17 protein-coding genes are annotated in these 16,240 nt (G+C 65.3%); 14 read left to right on the top strand and 3 right to left on the bottom strand.

Annotated features, from left to right (window positions below):
- Positions 1–647 precede the first annotated feature (647 nt).
- From PKE72_RS03350 to PKE72_RS03295, 12 genes are all read left to right on the top strand, one after another.
- On the top strand, positions 648–1,793 hold the full coding sequence (locus tag PKE72_RS03350; RefSeq protein ID WP_271164057.1) for a prolyl oligopeptidase family serine peptidase: 1,146 nt from the start codon (positions 648–650) through the stop codon (positions 1,791–1,793).
- The gene (locus tag PKE72_RS03345) at positions 1,769–1,912 is read left to right on the top strand and encodes a TraM recognition domain-containing protein (RefSeq protein ID WP_271164056.1); all 144 of its coding nucleotides are present in this window, start codon (positions 1,769–1,771) and stop codon (positions 1,910–1,912) included. Before PKE72_RS03350 ends, PKE72_RS03345 begins: the two co-directional genes overlap by 25 nt.
- A 524-nt stretch (positions 1,913–2,436) precedes the next feature.
- Positions 2,437–2,703 carry a response regulator transcription factor gene (locus PKE72_RS03340; RefSeq protein WP_309298335.1) on the top strand — a complete coding sequence of 89 codons (267 nt, stop codon included), beginning with the start codon at positions 2,437–2,439 and terminating at the stop codon, positions 2,701–2,703.
- Between the two features lie 64 nt (positions 2,704–2,767).
- Positions 2,768–3,181 carry a nuclear transport factor 2 family protein gene (locus PKE72_RS03335; RefSeq protein WP_271164054.1) on the top strand — a complete coding sequence of 138 codons (414 nt, stop codon included), beginning with the start codon at positions 2,768–2,770 and terminating at the stop codon, positions 3,179–3,181.
- 420 nt (positions 3,182–3,601) lie between these two features.
- Positions 3,602–3,964, top strand: coding sequence for a DUF3088 family protein (locus PKE72_RS03330; protein WP_271164053.1), 363 nt, complete (start codon positions 3,602–3,604; stop codon positions 3,962–3,964).
- Between the two features lie 264 nt (positions 3,965–4,228).
- Positions 4,229–5,236, top strand: a complete 1,008-nt coding sequence (locus PKE72_RS03325) for a cysteine synthase A (RefSeq protein ID WP_271164052.1) — start codon at positions 4,229–4,231, stop codon at positions 5,234–5,236.
- A complete protein-coding gene (gene gcvA, locus PKE72_RS03320; protein ID WP_271164051.1) occupies positions 5,218–6,174 on the top strand; it encodes a transcriptional regulator GcvA in 957 nt (318 codons plus the stop codon). The genes PKE72_RS03325 and gcvA overlap by 19 nt, the downstream gene beginning before the upstream one ends.
- Positions 6,174–6,416 (top strand): DUF6356 family protein, encoded by a 243-nt coding sequence (locus PKE72_RS03315; RefSeq protein ID WP_271164050.1) that lies wholly within the window; start codon positions 6,174–6,176, stop codon positions 6,414–6,416. Before gcvA ends, PKE72_RS03315 begins: the two co-directional genes overlap by 1 nt.
- A gap of 84 nt (positions 6,417–6,500) precedes the next feature.
- The gene (locus PKE72_RS03310; protein ID WP_271164049.1) at positions 6,501–7,715 is read left to right on the top strand and encodes a dipeptidase; all 1,215 of its coding nucleotides are present in this window, start codon (positions 6,501–6,503) and stop codon (positions 7,713–7,715) included.
- Positions 7,716–7,821: 106 nt separating this feature from the next.
- The gene (locus PKE72_RS03305) at positions 7,822–10,293 is read left to right on the top strand and encodes a TonB-dependent receptor plug domain-containing protein (RefSeq protein ID WP_271164048.1); all 2,472 of its coding nucleotides are present in this window, start codon (positions 7,822–7,824) and stop codon (positions 10,291–10,293) included.
- A gap of 46 nt (positions 10,294–10,339) precedes the next feature.
- Positions 10,340–11,044 (top strand): DOPA 4,5-dioxygenase family protein, encoded by a 705-nt coding sequence (locus PKE72_RS03300; protein ID WP_271164047.1) that lies wholly within the window; start codon positions 10,340–10,342, stop codon positions 11,042–11,044.
- A gap of 9 nt (positions 11,045–11,053) precedes the next feature.
- Complete coding sequence (locus PKE72_RS03295; RefSeq protein WP_271164046.1) at positions 11,054–11,203, top strand: hypothetical protein; 150 nt, start codon at positions 11,054–11,056, stop codon at positions 11,201–11,203.
- 58 nt (positions 11,204–11,261) lie between these two features.
- On the opposite strand, the gene PKE72_RS03290 is transcribed toward PKE72_RS03295, so the two are convergent.
- Positions 11,262–12,119 carry a LysR family transcriptional regulator gene (locus PKE72_RS03290; RefSeq protein ID WP_271164045.1) on the bottom strand — a complete coding sequence of 286 codons (858 nt, stop codon included), beginning with the start codon at positions 12,117–12,119 and terminating at the stop codon, positions 11,262–11,264.
- Positions 12,120–12,210: 91 nt separating this feature from the next.
- Here PKE72_RS03290 and PKE72_RS03285 point away from each other — a divergent pair, with 91 nt between their 5' ends.
- The gene (locus PKE72_RS03285) at positions 12,211–13,056 is read left to right on the top strand and encodes an N-acyl homoserine lactonase family protein (protein WP_271164044.1); all 846 of its coding nucleotides are present in this window, start codon (positions 12,211–12,213) and stop codon (positions 13,054–13,056) included.
- Positions 13,057–13,271: 215 nt separating this feature from the next.
- A complete protein-coding gene (locus PKE72_RS03280; protein WP_271164043.1) occupies positions 13,272–14,327 on the top strand; it encodes an isopenicillin N synthase family dioxygenase in 1,056 nt (351 codons plus the stop codon).
- Positions 14,328–14,331: 4 nt separating this feature from the next.
- On the opposite strand, the gene PKE72_RS03275 is transcribed toward PKE72_RS03280, so the two are convergent.
- Both PKE72_RS03275 and PKE72_RS03270 read right to left on the bottom strand, forming a co-directional pair.
- A complete protein-coding gene (locus PKE72_RS03275; protein ID WP_271164042.1) occupies positions 14,332–15,096 on the bottom strand; it encodes an alpha/beta hydrolase family protein in 765 nt (254 codons plus the stop codon).
- Positions 15,093–16,196, bottom strand: a complete 1,104-nt coding sequence (locus PKE72_RS03270) for a DUF3182 family protein (RefSeq protein ID WP_271164041.1) — start codon at positions 16,194–16,196, stop codon at positions 15,093–15,095. Before PKE72_RS03270 ends, PKE72_RS03275 begins: the two co-directional genes overlap by 4 nt.
- Positions 16,197–16,240: the final 44 nt, after the last annotated feature.

Raw genomic sequence — 16,240 nt, 5'->3', positions numbered from 1 at the left:
GCGCTCGGTCGGCGTGCGGCGGCGCGCGACTTTGAAGCCAGGCGGAATGAAAGGGCAGGAGATCTGCCGATAGATGACGATGAGCTCCAGGCCTCGCCTGTTCTTCAAAACGTCAGGCTATGGTATCCGCCTATGCCTAGGTATACCGGTACGATTCCCTCGCGCACCACGCCTGCGGCATTGTCAATACACCCCGAAAGATCTCGTGATCACGCGCTTTTTACATCCGATTATTTCTTCATTGTTTTCAACAGTCCACGATCTATTCGGACTACGATACGGCGCTTTAGGTGACCTCTGGTGCAAAGTCCTTGCCGATCAACGCGCTACCGGCCTTCGTGTAATCGAGTGGGAATAATTCGGGGCTCTCGGTACCTTTCGGTATCGCTTCCGGAACGCTCCATAAGCGCCTGACAACATTGTGAATTCTGACGAGACCCTTCGATATCATTCGGAGGGTCTTTTTTCGTTTTGTCGTCACCGGCGACGGTATCGCCTCCTGTTGCGATGCCGGAATCTCCCTCGTACCGTCAGCCTCATCGCAAGGCGGTGACGGTATTTATTTCGATCAACCTATTGATCTAAAAGACAAATATTGGTCGTGCATCGGGCAAATTCGCACTTGCGTGGATCGAGGTGTTTTTACCGTGCTTACCGACGTTGCACTGAAGAATTTACGTTCACAATCAAAGCCTTACAAGAGTACCGACAGGGACGGCTTGTATGTCTATGTCTCGCCCGGCGGAGCGATCTCGTTTCGCTACGACTATCGCTTCAACGGACGGCGCGAGACCCTGACCCTGGGGCGATACGGGCGCGGGGGATTGAGCCTCGCCCAACCGCTGCGCAGTTGGTTGCTGCTGCCCGCCGCGCCGACCTCAGCCCCGCCCCCGGTGGCGGTGATCGCCTACCCCGGCGCGGTCTTCCCGACCCCGCCTGCGCGACTGCTGCCAGGCTCACTGAAGCTGCACATCAACCCGGCCCTTCTCTCCGCAGTGGGCTACGCCGTGCTCATGCCCAGTTTGCCTCAGCGGACCTCGCCGTCCTCGGACCTGGACGCGCTCGGTCCCGAGTTGATGGCGATCGTTCAAGCCGCCTGCGCCGGCGATCGATGCGACGCCGGGCGCGCCGCCTTGATCGGCCACAGCTTTGGCGGCTACGGCGCGCTTCGCGCCGCGACGCAGACCGACGGCTTCAAGGCGATCATCGCCTCCAACGGCTATGGCGACCTCAGCGAAGCCTACGAGCCTCGGCTGTATTCGCAGTTGAGCGGGGAGGCTGGCGTCGCCATCCAGAGCGGCTGGCTTGAGGGCGGTCAAGGCGGTCTGGGCGTGCCTTTGGGGACTGAACCGCTTCGTTATGTGGAGCGCAGTCCGCTCTATGCGGTCGACAAGATCCACACGCCGACGCTGCTCATTCAGAGCGACTTCGATGGATCCCGCTTCGACTCGATCTTCGGCGCGCTCTACCGTTTGAACCGGGAGGCGGAACTGGTCACCTATTTCGGACAGAGCCACGAGTTCGTCAGTCCCGCCAATATCCGGGACCTGCACCTACGCATTCTCAACTGGCTCGAGCGCCATCTTGGCGCGCCGCACGCGCTCAATGCGCGCCTCCCAGCGCCTGGCCCAAACCTCGATCGCACCGAGGATCAGGAAGCGATTGGTCGCGGGATCAAGCCCTCACGCCGGAGCCGGTCCGCCACAACCAGGGGGTCGGGCGACTGGAAGAAGACCGCGTCGCCGGCTACGGCCTGCGGCTGCTGGCGGTGCTGCAAAGCCCGTCGCAGCTGAGAGCCATCTACGGGCCGGACGTCGCCGAGGAGGTGATGACCAACTGCGGGGTCGAGATCGTCTTCGCACCCAAGGAACTCAAGATCGCCCAGGAGCTCAGCGATCGGCTCGGCGCCTAAGGCTCGCCGCAGCGCCCGGATTCAACTCCTTCACATCGCTCAACGCGACCTCCAGCCGGCTGTGAGACGGCGGGAATCCGAGAGCGCATCCGCGTTGAGCCCGACGCACGCAGGGTGCGCCGCAGCCGATGGCGGACGGACGCCGCGCGTCAGGGCGCGGTCGTAAAGGTTGAGCTTCGCAAAGGGGATTCCCGGCCCCTATCGACGCGAGCGCCGACATCCAATCATGAATCAAACCGAGTCTCGGTGCAAGGCAGAGGGGTCGGGCGAGGAATCCTCTGCGAAGAGGCCCGCTACTTCAGGATGAAACGCCGCCTCCGCCAAAGGCAGGCCCCGGCTCAAGTTCCGCCCCTATCTGGCGGCGCCCGACGCGAATGGTTTAGGCGCCCAGTGTCGCCAGGGCAAGCGATCCGTGGAGCATTATTCCCGAGCGAAACGACGCGCGGCGCCAAAGCGGTTCCGCAAGTTTGTTGCGCAGTTTACGCAAGTCGATTGCGTTGCTGGGCCTCACGGCGCGCATCACCATGCGGCGGTCAAAGGCGAGTAAAATCATGACCTCAGACCGTCAAGCGAATGTCCAGCCACAGAGCTTCGCGCTGAGCCCGAGGGAACGCGAGTGTCTCCTCTGGGTCTGCCGCGGAAAGAGTTCGGGCGATATTGGCGCCATACTTGGGCTGTCGCCGCGCACGGTCGACAGCTATTTGGAGAAGGTCTGCGCCAAGCTCCGGGTACGGACAAGAATTGAGGCTGTCGCCGTCGCCGTATGGGCGGGGATGATTGAGCCAGATTGATGCAGCGTCACACGCGGCCCGCGATTTTTAGTCCAGAATCGGATCATGATCGATCATCAGAACCGTGATCAAGTCGTCGATGCCCGGAGCCCTCGTCCAAGCTTTCGCCAAGGAGATCGCGTTTCGCGATGTGCGACGGCTTGAATCGTATCTCGCGGAGCATGTCGCTGCGCGGTTCGAAATCGCGGGCGACTTCAGCGGCAGATCAGCGCTGCTGGGCTTTTGGCGCCGACTGTTCCAAACCTACTCGCTCCTTGAACTGCACATTCTCAAATGCGTCGCCGAGGATGATCTCGTGATCGCCGAGAGCGCCTATTTTCTCGCCGCTCCCCGCAGCGCCGTGCTGGATGTGCGCGCCATCAGCGTTTTCGAGGTCGAGCAGGGCGTGATCACGCATTGGCGCGATCACGCAGATTTGGCGGAGGTGCCGAAGTCGGACAAAGACCGTTGGCGGCGGTTGAGTGGAGCCCGGTGGTAATGGGTGGTTCGGTCAGGGTTTGCTGAGGCGAGGGGGCGGGCCGGGAACTTCTGTGTGAAGTCAGCCTCTTCACCCGCGATCGCCGCCGACGCAGAACGTCCCCTGGCTCAAGATCGAAGGCTATCCGGTTGAGGCCCGCCTCAGGCATAGTAACCGGCGCGCAATCCGCGGCAAGGCTGGGCTCCAACGCCATTGTGTTTTGAGGGCGAACGCCTCGCCTCGACTTCAGCCTAGCAAGCCCGACCGAGGATGACATCGGAGGAAGCTCCTGCTTGTCGACGATCTCATAATCACCCCCTCGCTCTGCGTGCCGAGCGACGGTCGGGCGGCCGAGATAACCTGGGCAAATCAGATTGAGACAACAACCTCTCAGATTTTCTGAGGTTGAGCGAAGGCGACAGCTTGGCGACGGTGGCGGTCATGACTGACGCTCTTTCCGCGCGCGCCGACCTGTTCCTGCTCGAACCAGGGTTCGAGGATCCGGCCTTTCCCGGAGCGGTCTATTTCGACCGCTACTCGGCGCTGCTGGAGGGGGTGCTGCGCTCCTATCCCCGCCTGGAGGAGGTGATCGTCGTGCACCGCGTCGGATTCGAGCGGCCGCGCCGAACCGTGGCGGCGCTGGCGGGGCCGGACCATCAGACGCTGCCCCGGTTGGTCTTGCCGGCGGGCGTGCAGACCGAACAGGCGGGGCCGACCCATGAAGGCCGCCGTTCGGTGGCCGGGGCCGGGGCCATCATCGCCTGTCTGGTCGAGCTCTATGGCTTGGCGGCGCCCCATCCCTGAGCCCAACGTCGCGCAGATCGTCTTCTCCGCCCGGCGATTATTTCGACATACGGTGTTCGCCGGAGCCGTATTGAACCGAGTTGAGTGATGGCAAACCCTCGATCTCGCGCATGCGCCTGCGTCTCGGACGCCTGGACGCGGCCAAAGAATTGATTGTCAGCTAGGCTGAAGGCTGGGTCGTCAAAGTGCAGAGAACAATGCGGGGGTTCTCTTTTTGGAGAAGAATTTCTACAAGGTCCGACACGGTTCAGAATCGGACTCTTCATGCGCGCCGCCGCCGACATTCTCTCGCTTATCGGCGATACGCCGCTGATCCGCCTGCGGGCGGCGTCGGAAGCGACCGGGTGCGACATCTACGGCAAGGCGGAGTTTCTCAACGCTGGCCAGTCGATCAAGGACCGGACGGCCTTGGGCCTGATCCGAGCGGCGCGAGCCTCGGGCGCGTTGAAACCCGGCGGCACAATCGTTGAAGGCACGGCCGGCAACACCGGCGTCGGCCTGGCCATCGTCGGCGCGGCCCTGGGCCACCCGGTGGTCATCGTCATGCCGCGAAGCCAGACCGAGGAGAAGAAGCAGGCGGTGCGGATGCATGGCGCACGCCTGGTCGAGGTCGATCCCGCCGCCTTCTCCAATCCCAACCACTTCGTCCATTTCTCGCGCCGCTTGGCCGAACAGTTGAACGAGAGCGAGCCGAACGGCGCCTTCTATACGGACCAGTTCGACAATCCGGCCAATCGCAACACCCATTACGCGACCACGGGGCGCGAGATCTGGGAACAGACGGAGGGACGGATCGACGGTTTCGTCTGCGCCGTCGGGACGGGCGGAACGCTCGCGGGGGTGTCGGCCTATCTTCGTGAGCGCAACCCGAACGTGGCCATAGGCCTGGCGGATCCCCCGGGCGCAGCCCTGCACGCCTGGTTTACGCGCGGCGTGCTGGAGGGCGAGGGCAGTTCGGTCACCGAGGGGATCGGGGTCAACCGCATCACCGGCAATCTGGAAGGTCTGAGCGTCGATCACGCCTGGCGGATCGAGGATTCCGAGGCCCTGGCCGTCTTGTTCGATCTGGTGAAGGACGAAGGCCTGGCGCTCGGGCCGTCCAGCGGCGTCAATATCGCCGGGGCGATCCAAATGGGACGTGAGCTGGGACCGGGCAAGACCATCGTCACCATCCTGTGCGACCCCGGCCAGCGTTACGCCGGCAAGATCTACAATCCCGCCTTCCTGCGCGCGCGTGGGTTCAAGGTTCCTGCATGGCTGGACACCCGATGAACGAGGACGCCCAACCCCGCAAACTGCCGCCGTTGAATGCGCTCAAGGCGTTCGAGGCCGTGGCGCGCCTGACCAGTATTTCACTGGCCGCCAAGGAACTGAGCGTGACCCCCGGCGCGGTCAGCCAGCAGGTGCGGCTGCTGGAGGATCATGCGGGGGCGCCTCTGCTGCGTCGCGAGGCGAGCGGTCTGGTCCTGACGGACCTTGGCCTGCGGCTTCAGGCGGCGCTTCGAGAGGCGTTTGAGCATCTGAAACAGGCGGCGGACGTCATCTACGGCCCCGCTAGCCGGCAGTCGCTCGCTGTCAGCGTGCCGCCCTCGTTCGCCGTACGCTGGCTCGTCCCGCGCATGTCGCGTTTCTACGCGGCTCATCCGGAGATCGAAATCTGGATCTCTGCGGACATGAAGCTGGCCGACGTGGCGGGAGGCCGCGCCGATGTCGCGGTGCGCTATGGCCAAGGCGACTATCCCGGGGTCAGGAGCGAGATTCTGATCGAAGGCGGCGTCATCCCGATCTGCAGCCCGCGCCTAATGGACGGAGACAGGCCGCTCCGAACGCCGGCGGACCTGGCGGGCCACACCCTGATCCATGTCACGCCGGGGATGATGGAGGAGCCCCGACCGGATTGGGCGGCCTGGTTCGCGTCCCGAAAGCTGGAGGGGTTCGATGTTCGCCAAGGGCCCCGGTTCGACCAGACCGCGTTTGCGATCGAGGACGCCCTTCATGGTCGTGGGGTCGCCCTGGCTCCTCGGGCTTTCGTCGCCAACGACCTGGCCTCGGGCCGGCTGGCGGCGCCCTTTGCAGACGGATACCTGGCCAGCGATCTGGCCTATAGGTTGGTGACGCGCCGCGGCAGCTTGCGGCCGGAAGCTCAGGCCTTCGTCGCTTGGTTGCGTCAGGAGGCTTCTGCAGACGCCGTCGTCAGGGATGAATTGTGATGTCGCAACCTCGTCGTCGTAGCCGGGCGATAGACCTGTTCCTGCGCCACCCGACCGAACAGGGGGAAACCTATGTCCAGCACTTCCGCGTCGCGGCCTCCGTCGGCGGACCGATGGTGGTCGCCGGCCTGGCGTGTCTGGTCCACGCGATCTTTCCGTTTTGGTTCAAGACGACCGCCAGCCGCGCTCTGATCGTCCTCTCGGACCGCGTCCGACGACGACCGCCCTCGCAGAAAACCTAAAGACCTCGTCTATCCTTCTGGCGGGCCAGTGGCCGGCGCTTACGCCTAACCTTCCTCATCGAACTGAGTTCTGAGGAGGGCTCTTTGACCTATAGATATTCAGAACTTCTGGTCGCGGCGGCCAGCGCGCTCGCTCTGCTCGCGTCGGGCGCGGTCAAGGCGCAGGACGCCGACGCCGTGCATCGCAGGGCCCTGGTGCTCGACGGCCATGCCGATGTGCTCCTGCCCTCGACGCCACGGCGCTACTATCTGCCTGACGGCGGGTCGCGCGTGGATCTGGATCATCTGACGCGAGGCGGCGTGGACGCCATCGTCCTGTCGGTCGCCGTCGGTCCGGGACCGCGCGATGCGGCCGGGGTTCGAGACGCCCTAGCTGAGGCCGAGGCCAAGCTGGAGAAGATCAAGGCCTTCGCGGCCGACAACCCCGAGCGGGTCGGTATTGCGCTCAGCGCCGACGACGTTCAACGGCTTGTCGGCGAAGGCAAGGTCGCCGTCCTGATCGGATTCCAGAATGCGCGCTCCATCGGCGCCGACCTGAGCCAGATCGACGCCTTCTATCGAGAGGGCGTGCGGGTGTTCGCCTTCAACCATGCCGGTCACAACGACTTCTCGGATTCGTCGCGGCCTGGCGATGCGCCGGTCGCCGAACACCACGGTCTTTCGCCGGTCGGTCGGCAGGCCGTGGCCAGACTGAACGATCTCGGCATCCTGATCGACGTGTCCCAGCTGTCCAGCGAGGCTCTGGCGCAGACCCTGGCTCTGACTCGCGCGCCCGTCGCCGCGACCCATTCGAACGCACGGGCGCGGATCGAAAACACCCGCAACCTGACCGACGCCGAGCTGGACGCCATCAAGGCCAATGGCGGGATCGTCCAGCTGACACCCTTCAACAGCTATCTCGTCCAGCCCGACGCGGCGGCGCGAGAGCGGGTGAGCGCGGTGCGGATCGCTTACGGCTTGTCACCAGACTTCGCCTCCGCCAACGACGGCTACGGCGGCCTGGGCGATCGCCAGCAGGCCTTCCTCGACGCCCTGGCGCCCCTGCTGCCGAAGGCGACCCTGGCCGACTATGTCGATCAGCTCGACTATGTGGCCAAGCGCATCGGTTGGGAGCACGTCGGTGTCGGCTCCGACTTCGATCACGGCGCCGGCGTCATCGGGTTCGACAGCGCGGCGGACGCGCCCAATGTGACGCGCGAGTTGCTGAGGCGCGGCTACACCCAGGCGCAGATCGACGCGATCTGGGGCGGCAACTTCCTTCGCGTTTTGCGCGCTGCGGAGGCCGCGCGACGGACCTGATCCAAGTCCGCCGATGCGAGGGCGTCGGCGGAGCGACTCTTCATCACCGACGGACCGCCTCCGGCATCGGCGCGGCCGTCTCGCCTATCCTTGGGGGATAATCACCATGACGCTTCATCTTCAGCGGCGCGCGGCGCTGCTCGCGGCCGTTTCAGCCTCGACGCTCTTCGCCGCCGGCGCGGCCACAGCGCAGTCGACGACACCATCGACCGACGTGGACGAGGTCGTCGTCACCGGCACCCGCGTTCAGGGCCGATCCCGTCTCGACACCCTTGTCCCTGTCGATGTCGTCACCTCGGAGGCGCTTCAACAGCGCGGCACGACGGAACTGGCCTCGCAACTGGCCACGGCTATTCCGTCGATCAGCTTTCCGCGTCCGTCGCTGACCGACGGTACGGACTCGGTGCGCCCGGCGACCCTGCGGGGGCAGGGGCCGGACCAGACCCTGGTCCTGGTCAACGGCGTGCGTCGCCACGTCTCGGCCCAGGTCAACACCAACGGCACGGTGGGACGCGGCTCGGCGCCGGTCGATCTGAACGCCATTCCCAGTTCGGCGCTGGACCGGGTCGAAGTTCTGCGCGACGGGGCCTCGGCGCAATATGGGTCCGACGCCATCGCCGGCGTGATCAACCTTCGCCTGCGCCAAGCGTCGAGCGGCGGCGGCGCGACCGCGACCTACGGCGCCTATGTCACCAGCATTGATCTACCCAACGCCGGCAAGACCGACATCACCGACGGCGAGCAGGTCACCGTCTCGGGCTGGCAGGGCTTCGCCCTAGGCGGGGACGGCTTTCTGACCGTCTCGGCCGAATATCGCGATCGGGCCTACAGCAATAGAGCCGACGTCAACCCCACCGCCTCGCCCCAAAGGATCACCGGGCGGTTCGGCGATCCCGAAAGCACCGACTGGTCGCTGTACGCCAACGCCGGCAAGCCCCTGGCGGCCGGTTGGGAAGCCTATGGCTGGGCGGGCTACCAGGAGCGCTCGGCCCTGTCGGCGGCCAGCTATCGCAATCCGGCGACCCAGGCCAGCCAGAGCGTGACCGAGATCTATCCGAACGGCTATCTGCCGCTGATCGGCGTGGACACCCAGGACCTGACGGTCAACGGCGGCGTGCGCGGGGAGGCCGGCGGCTTCGATGTGGACGTGTCGCTGGGCTACGGCCGCAATGCGATCGACTACAGCGTCCACAACACCGTCAACGCCTCATACGGCGCCAACTCCAAGACCGACTTCTACGCCGGCGCGGTGACCTATGATCAACTGGTGTTCGGCGTCGACGCCAGTCGGGCTTACGAGCTCGGTCTGGCAAGCCCTCTCAACCTGGCTTTTGGCCTGGAGGCGCGCCGCGAAAGCTACGAGATCGAGGCCGGCGAGGACCAGTCGTGGGACCGCGGGCCGGTCGCCGGCAAGGCCTCGGCGTCGCAAGGCTACTCCGGCTTCGCGCCCTCCAACGCGGTCAGTGAGGACCGCAGCAATGTCGGCGTCTATGTCGATGTCGAGGGCGAGTTGATCGAGAAGTTCACCGCCTCGGCTGCCCTGCGCTACGAAAACTATTCCGACTTCGGCGATACCCTCACCGGCAAGCTTGCGGGGCGCTACGACTTCAATCCGCATTTGGCGCTGCGGGGCGCGATCTCGACGGGCTTCCGCGCGCCCAGCCTGCAACAGCAGTATTTCACCCAGACCTCGATCACCATCGTCGCGCCGGCCACCCCCGGAGGCGCGACCACGTTCACGGAATCCGGCACCTTCCCGTCGAACAGCGCGGTCGGCCGGGCGTTGGGCGGGACGGATCTTGAGCCGGAGGAATCGGTCAACTATTCGCTGGGCGCGGTGTGGCGGCGCGGCGGTTTCGAGCTGACGATCGACGCCTATCAGATCAATGTCGACGATCGGATCATCCTGTCGGGTCTGCTGACCGGAAGCCGCACGGCCGCCGTCGGCACCAACGCCCGGATCATCGCCGACTTGCTGGACTCCGTGCCCGGCGGCGCGACATCGGCGCGCTTCTTCATCAACGGCGTCGACACCGAGACGCGGGGCCTGGACATCGTCGGCCGCTATCGCTGGCTGAGCGACGACATTGGCCGCTTCGACTTCACCGTCGCCTCGAATTTCAACCGTTTGGAGGTCACCCGCTATCCGACCAGCAGCACCTTCTCGTCGGTCGCCATCCTGCCGACCGAGGTCGATCTGTTCGACCGCCGCGAACGGGTCCGGTTCGAACGCGGCACGCCCCGTTGGAAGACCAATCTCCAGACTGACTGGACCTATCAGTCGGTCGGCGTGACCGCCCGCACCACCTTCTACGGCGACACCCTGAACGCCGGAACGCCCGTGGACGGCAGCGGCGACGTGCATACCGGCGTGCGCGCCGTGATCGATCTGGAGGGGCGCTACACCCTGTCGAACGGCGTGACCCTGTCCTTGGGGGCGGACAATCTGCTGGATAATTATCCGCAGCAGACGCCGACCGCCTTCCTGGGCACGACCGGCGGGGCGCCCTGGTCGTCCTTTTCGCCCTTCGGCTTCAACGGGCGGTTCGTCTACGGCCGCGTCAGCGTGAAGTGGTGACGTCTCTCATCCCTGTCTCAACGGATTTCTCCGGATCGAAAGACCGATGACCAAGACCTCTGATCATAAGCCGCAACCGGACGCCCAATCGGACCAGGATTGGGCGGACCTGCTCTCGCCGGGACGGCGCAACCTGCTCGTCGGTTCCAGCCTGGCGCTAGCCGCCGGGCTTGTCGGCGCCGCCGGCTCGGCCCAAGCCCAGGTTCAGACCCAGATCCTCGCGCCGCCCCCTCAGCCTGACGCAACGCCGGGCCGTAGTCCGTGGGGCTACGAGACCTACAAGGAGCCGACGACCCGGCCGGTCAGCATTCGTCCGGGCGAACAGACCCGGCCGACGCTGCCCAGGGCCTATACCGACATCAAGAGCTATCACGCCCACATCTATTTCGACGAGGACACCTACGAGAAGGCGGCCTTGCTGCGGACCTGGGCCATCGAGCGGTTCCCGGTCGAACTGGGCAATTGGAATCTGGAGCCGCGCGGGCCGCACGTGACCCCGTCCTTCTATTTCGGCTTCACCAACGACCTGTTGCCCGTGCTTGTGCCTTGGCTGCAGTTGAACAGCCTGGGGCTGACCATCCTGCTTCATCCGAACACCAACGACCCGCGGGCCGATCACCTGCACTATGCGCTTTGGGTCAACCGCGCCCAGCCGGTGAACGGTTACGGCCTGCCGTCGAACGTCAGCGACGACCGGATCGAGCAGATCTTCCCCAATGTCACGCCGACGATCCCGCTGGAAACCGGCTGAGGTTGGGAAATGAAATCGAAACTCCACCTGCCCGAGGGCTGCCACAGCCTGTCCCTCGCCCTGGCGCGGACCGACGATGCAAAGACGCCCGCGCGCATAGGCGCGGCGCGTCCGTCCAAAACCCCGCCGATTACAACCGCGCTTTCGACGACCGTCTGATAGACATCCCATGGCTGCGCAGCGAGCGGCGTTTTCGGCGCTCGAGCGGGATGAGTTTTCAGCCGCGAAACGGCGACGTCGCGAAACTCTCCGTCAACCAGGCGGCCGCCGCCTGCACGGCGGGGGCCTTGCGCACACCCTCGTGTACGACCAGCCAGATCGTCCGCGAAGGCACGTCCGCTGCGGCGTCCACTTGGGCCAGGTCGAGACGGTTGGCCATGAAGTGTGGGATTGCGGCGACCCCCAACCCCGCCCTGGCGGCGGCGATCTGGGTGTGTATGTCGCTGCTGCGGATGGCGACGGGGCGATCACCCGCGTAGTGCGCCAGCCAGGCTTGATGCGGCAGATCGGCTTGATCCGTGTCCGATAGAATGAACCGCCATCCAGAGGCGGGTGATCGCGCGACGGCAGGGGCGGCGTAAAGCCCCAGGCGCATCTCGCCGAGGCGGCGTCTGATCTGGGCGGGGCCGTCGGGGCGGACCAGGCGGATGGCGATATCGGCCTCGCCGCGCTCGAGGGACGTGATGGTCGAGGTCGCCAGCAAGGTGACGGACAGCGTGGGGTGCATGGACTGGAAGGTCGGCAGGCGCTCGGCCAGGAAGCCGCTCGCCAGGGCCGGCGGCAGACTGATGCTGATCGGGCCGGTCAGGGTGGCGGCGAGTGTCTTCGCCCGACGCGTCACCGCATCGGCCGCAGCCTCCATCTCCTGCGCCGCCGCTGCGATGGCCTGGCCCTGCGGGGTCAGCGGCGTGCTGCGCGGTAGTCGAACGATCAGGGGCGCGCCCAGAGCCGCCTCCAGGGCGGCGACACGCCGACCGACCGTCGCATGATTGACGTTCAACGCGCGCGCGGCGGCGGTCAGAGAGCCAAGTCGCGCCAGAACGGCGAACACACGCAGGTCGTCCCAATCGAACATTCGATCATTCTTGCACAAATGGCGTGCGCAAATGGAGAGTTTTCGAACGTCGATAGCCGGCTCAGATCACAGGGTCAGATTGGAGACGACGATGAGACCTTTACCCATTCTCGCCGCTGCAGCGGCGGCCCTCGTCCTGGGCCTTGGCTCCCCCGCTTGGGCGCAAACCTCTGGAGACCTGCGGCTCTACACGCTCGATTGTGGAACCCTCGCGCTCGACGACATGGCGCCCTTTTCCGATACGGGCGAGCACGCGGGTGAAGCGGGCGTCATGGCTGTGCCGTGTTTTCTGGTCCATGACCGTGAGCAATGGCTGTTGTGGGACACGGGTCTGGGCGATCGGCTTGCGGCCATTCCCGGTGGGATGCGCCAGCTCGGCGGGCAGTGGACGGTGCGGCGGACGCTGGCCGATCAGCTTGCCGACCTGGGTCTGAAGCCGGGCGACATCACCTATGTCGCCTTGTCCCACATTCATGCGGATCACTCCGGCAACGCCAACCTCTTTCCCGAGGCGACCTGGCTGATGGATCCTGTCGAACTGACGGGCTTGAAAACCGATCCAGCGCCCTTGGGCGTACAGCCCGAACGTCTGACAGTGCTGGACCACGCTATGATCCGTGCCGTGAACGGCGACGCCGATGTGTTCGGCGACGGCCGAGTGATTATCCTTAAGACCCCAGGCCATACGCCCGGCCACAAGTCCCTCCTGGTGCGGCTGGAAAGGGCTGGCCCCATCCTTCTGACGGGCGATCTCTTTCACACGCGCGAGAACCGGGCCTATCGCCGTGTGCCTGCTGTCAATGTCGACCGGGCCGACACCTTGGCGTCCTTCGACCGGTTCGAGGGCGTGGCCGCGCACGAGGCCGCGCGGGTGATCATCCAGCATTCACTCGAGGACGTGGCGTCTCTGCCCAAAGCGCCGGCCTGGCTTGACTAGGGCCTCGAAGCTTTCGGCTCTCAAAGACGGCCCGGCTGCGGCCAAGACAGAAAATCTAAGGCGGCACGGACGATTTATGAGTGGGGCGAGCGCTGCGGCCCTGTCATCGTCTCTTCTGATCTCTCCCTGTCCTGAAACTATGCGGAGCCGTGCCTCGATGCGGCTCCGTCCTTTTCGGCTCAGATCGCTGACCCGTTGTCTGTTAAGCTCTCGCCATGGCCCACGCCTCATCAGCGCACGACAATCGTCTGCCGATTCTCGATCTCGGCGACTATCGCGGCCCTGCGGATGCCCGCTCGGCCTTCCTGGAGGCGTTGCGCAGGGCGCTGCACGACTACGGCTTCTTTTACCTTGGCGGACACGGGATGGACCCGCAGTTGGTGGATGGGCTGCAGGCGGCGGTGCGACGCTTTTTCGCCCTGCCACTCAAGGACAAGCTCCAGATCGAGATGATCCGTTCGCCGCATTTTCGGGGCTACACCCGGATTGGGTGCGAGCGGACGCGCGGCCTGCCGGACTGGCGCGAACAGCTCGACATCAACACTGAGGCCGAGCCGTTCCCGATGACGCCCGACACGCCCGTCTGGCGACGGCTGCAGGGACCAAACCAATGGCCAGAGGCCATGCCCGAGCTGCGGGGGATCGTGCTCGCCTATCAGGCCGAGGCGACGCGGGTGGGGATTATGCTCCTTGAAGCCATCGCCACGGCGCTCGGACAGCCCGAGCGGGCCTTTGCCGAAATCTACGAGCCGACGCCGTCACAGCTGATGAAGCTCATTCGCTATCCCGGTCGTGGTGAGACGGAGACGGCCCAAGGGGTTGGGGCTCATCGCGACGGCGGTTTCATCACCCTTCTGCTTCAGGAGGTTCAGCCCGGGCTCAGGGTAAGGGCGCACGACGGCGGTTGGATCGCGGCGCCGCCCATTCCAGGAACTGTCGTCGTCAACGCAGGCGAACTTCTAGAGCTCGCCACCGACGGCTATGTGCATGCCGCCATCCACGATGTCATCGCGCCGCCGTCCGGCTCGGACCGATGCTCGGTCGCCTTCTTCCTCGGTTCGAAGCCGGACGCCGTCGTGCCGGTGCTGCCCCTTCCGGAACCCCTTCGCGGATTCGTGCGCGGCGTGTCGGTCGATCCCCTGAATCAGATCTTTCGCGAGGTGGGATTGAACCAGCTGAAAAGTCGCTTGCGCTCCCATCCCGACGTCGCGGACGCTCATTACCCCGGTCTTGGCGGCGAAGAATTCCTTCCTCGTATGCAGGACCGCTAGGTGATTAGGCCGCAGGCGGGGCCGTCTTCGGGTCCGCTCGACGCGCGCCGCGGACCATCTCGCTCACCCAGGTCACCAGGAGGTCATGATAGGTCTTGCGCACCGCCTCGTCGCGCAAGGCATGGTCGCCGCCTTTGATAATCCGGTAGCTCAGCGAATTGGCCGAGGTGAAGGCGGCGATGAAGGAGGCGATGGTCGGATGAGGCACGACGGTGTCATGCTCGGATTCGACGATCAGGACGTCGCCCTTGAACTGGGCGCAGGCTTCTAGCGAACGGTTCTTGCGATAGCCGCGGAAACGGTTGCGAAACAGGGCGATCTTCTTGCGATCCAGCAAGGCTTTGGGGGTCTTCCAATCCGCGTCGGGGTAGAGGGCTGGGACGCGTAGCGCCAACCAGTGGACCGGCCTCTGAAGCGTCAGGAGGGTGGCGAGGTAGCCGCCGTAGCTGGTGCCGACCACGGCGATCGCGTTCTTGTCGACCATGGGCTGGCCGATCAGGAAATCATAGGCGGCGAGCACGTCGGCGAGGCCGTCGTCCCGGGTGACCGACAGGCGCTTCGGCTCGGTCTTGGCATGGCCCCGCAGATCGAAGGTGAAACAGACACAGCCCATCTGGGCGATGTCTTCGGCTCGACGCATGTCCTGGTCCTTTGATCCACCCCAGCCGTGAACGAACAGGACGCCAGGGATCAACCGGGCCGGGGTCATAAGGGCGCCTTCCAGAATCTCGTCGCCGACCTGGAGGTTCAACCGTTTGGTTGCAGTCATGGACGCAGCCCGGCGTATTTGGTCATCGGTCCGGCTACAGGATCGACGCCTTGGTAGTAGAGCGTCGCGCCGGGCGGGATTTCGGCGGCTTCATCACGGACTTCCATGGTGAAACTACGCACGAGCCGGGGTGTTCGATCCCGGACCAACGCCTCTAGCGCCGCCATTTCCGCCCCGCTGGCCCCGCCGATGCGCCAGGATTGCTCTAGGACGCCGGTCCGCGTGGCGCCGTTTCGGTCCTTGCCGATGATGACGTCGTAGTTGCGACGCGACGCGAACAGGCCGGGATAGGCGGCGAAGGTCTCGCGATCGTAACGGCGGGCCATCTCCACGGCGGCGCGCGCCTTCAGAGGAAGGTCGAAGGCGAGGAGGTCTTCGTATCCGCCCAGGGCGACGTCCAGGTCTGACCCGGCATAGACCTCTTCGCCGTCGTGGAGGCGCGCAAGCCGTTGCAGCCCCCAATAGGCGATCCGATGTGAACCCAGAACCGTGGTCCCGACGCTGTAGGTTTCGACGTCCGTAAGATTTTCTTCCAGGACGATCCCGAACGCCGCGATCTGTCCGTCTGGCTGATCACGCAGCGCCGCTTCGAGAGTGTCCGGCGCCGTGACGACCGTCTGGCCCCGACCGCCGGTGGCGCGCACCTGTTTGACGCGAACGGGCCCGAACTGGAGCAATGCGCGCCCGGCCGCCAGGGCCTCGTCCGGATCGAAGGCCGTCACGCCGGTGAGGACCGCGTCGCCAAGCGCGTCGCCCAGAGCGGAATTCCAGCCAGCGGGCGCCCGGGCCCCAAGCCAAGGCAGGCCATGGGAAATGGCCTTTGTCGCCACATGGGCGAAAGGGGCGGCTCCGCCCCACAGGAACCGGTCGTTCCGGACGCCCATCGCCGCCGCCTCGTCGACCAGCAGGGTGTCGGCCGGCACGAGGAAGACGTCCTCGCGGTCATCCTCGCCCCGATCGCCGAGGAAGGGCAGGCCCAGCAGGGCCGCCGCGCCCTGGGCGAGGCGATCCCGGGCCCGACGGTCGTGGACATTGACCAGAAGATCGTCGGACCGGGTGAAGGTGGCCACTGCGGTCGGAAAGCGGTGTGGGGCCTGCATCGGCGGCTCGCGTTGCGCGGCCAAGGCCGCGGTGACTGGAACGC

Origin of the sequence: Brevundimonas intermedia (genome assembly GCF_027922165.1) — a bacterium.
GTDB lineage: Bacteria > Pseudomonadota > Alphaproteobacteria > Caulobacterales > Caulobacteraceae > Brevundimonas > Brevundimonas intermedia.
This window is presented reverse-complemented; position numbering and strand designations above follow the sequence as displayed.

What these genes read in the sequence shown, in the direction of transcription:
- PKE72_RS03340 (WP_309298335.1), top strand. Translation starts at nt 2,437, where the DNA reads ATGCGGCGGTCAAAGGCGAGTAAAATCATGACCTCAGACCGTCAAGCG.
- PKE72_RS03330 (WP_271164053.1), top strand. Translation starts at nt 3,602, where the DNA reads ATGACTGACGCTCTTTCCGCGCGCGCCGACCTGTTCCTGCTCGAACCA.
- PKE72_RS03325 (WP_271164052.1), top strand. Translation starts at nt 4,229, where the DNA reads ATGCGCGCCGCCGCCGACATTCTCTCGCTTATCGGCGATACGCCGCTG.
- gcvA (WP_271164051.1), top strand. Translation starts at nt 5,218, where the DNA reads ATGGCTGGACACCCGATGAACGAGGACGCCCAACCCCGCAAACTGCCG.
- PKE72_RS03315 (WP_271164050.1), top strand. Translation starts at nt 6,174, where the DNA reads ATGTCGCAACCTCGTCGTCGTAGCCGGGCGATAGACCTGTTCCTGCGC.
- PKE72_RS03305 (WP_271164048.1), top strand. Translation starts at nt 7,822, where the DNA reads ATGACGCTTCATCTTCAGCGGCGCGCGGCGCTGCTCGCGGCCGTTTCA.
- PKE72_RS03300 (WP_271164047.1), top strand. Translation starts at nt 10,340, where the DNA reads ATGACCAAGACCTCTGATCATAAGCCGCAACCGGACGCCCAATCGGAC.
- PKE72_RS03295 (WP_271164046.1), top strand. Translation starts at nt 11,054, where the DNA reads ATGAAATCGAAACTCCACCTGCCCGAGGGCTGCCACAGCCTGTCCCTC.
- PKE72_RS03290 (WP_271164045.1), bottom strand. Translation starts at nt 12,119, where the DNA reads ATGTTCGATTGGGACGACCTGCGTGTGTTCGCCGTTCTGGCGCGACTT.
- PKE72_RS03285 (WP_271164044.1), top strand. Translation starts at nt 12,211, where the DNA reads ATGAGACCTTTACCCATTCTCGCCGCTGCAGCGGCGGCCCTCGTCCTG.
- PKE72_RS03280 (WP_271164043.1), top strand. Translation starts at nt 13,272, where the DNA reads ATGGCCCACGCCTCATCAGCGCACGACAATCGTCTGCCGATTCTCGAT.
- PKE72_RS03275 (WP_271164042.1), bottom strand. Translation starts at nt 15,096, where the DNA reads ATGACTGCAACCAAACGGTTGAACCTCCAGGTCGGCGACGAGATTCTG.
- PKE72_RS03270 (WP_271164041.1), bottom strand. Translation starts at nt 16,196, where the DNA reads ATGCAGGCCCCACACCGCTTTCCGACCGCAGTGGCCACCTTCACCCGG.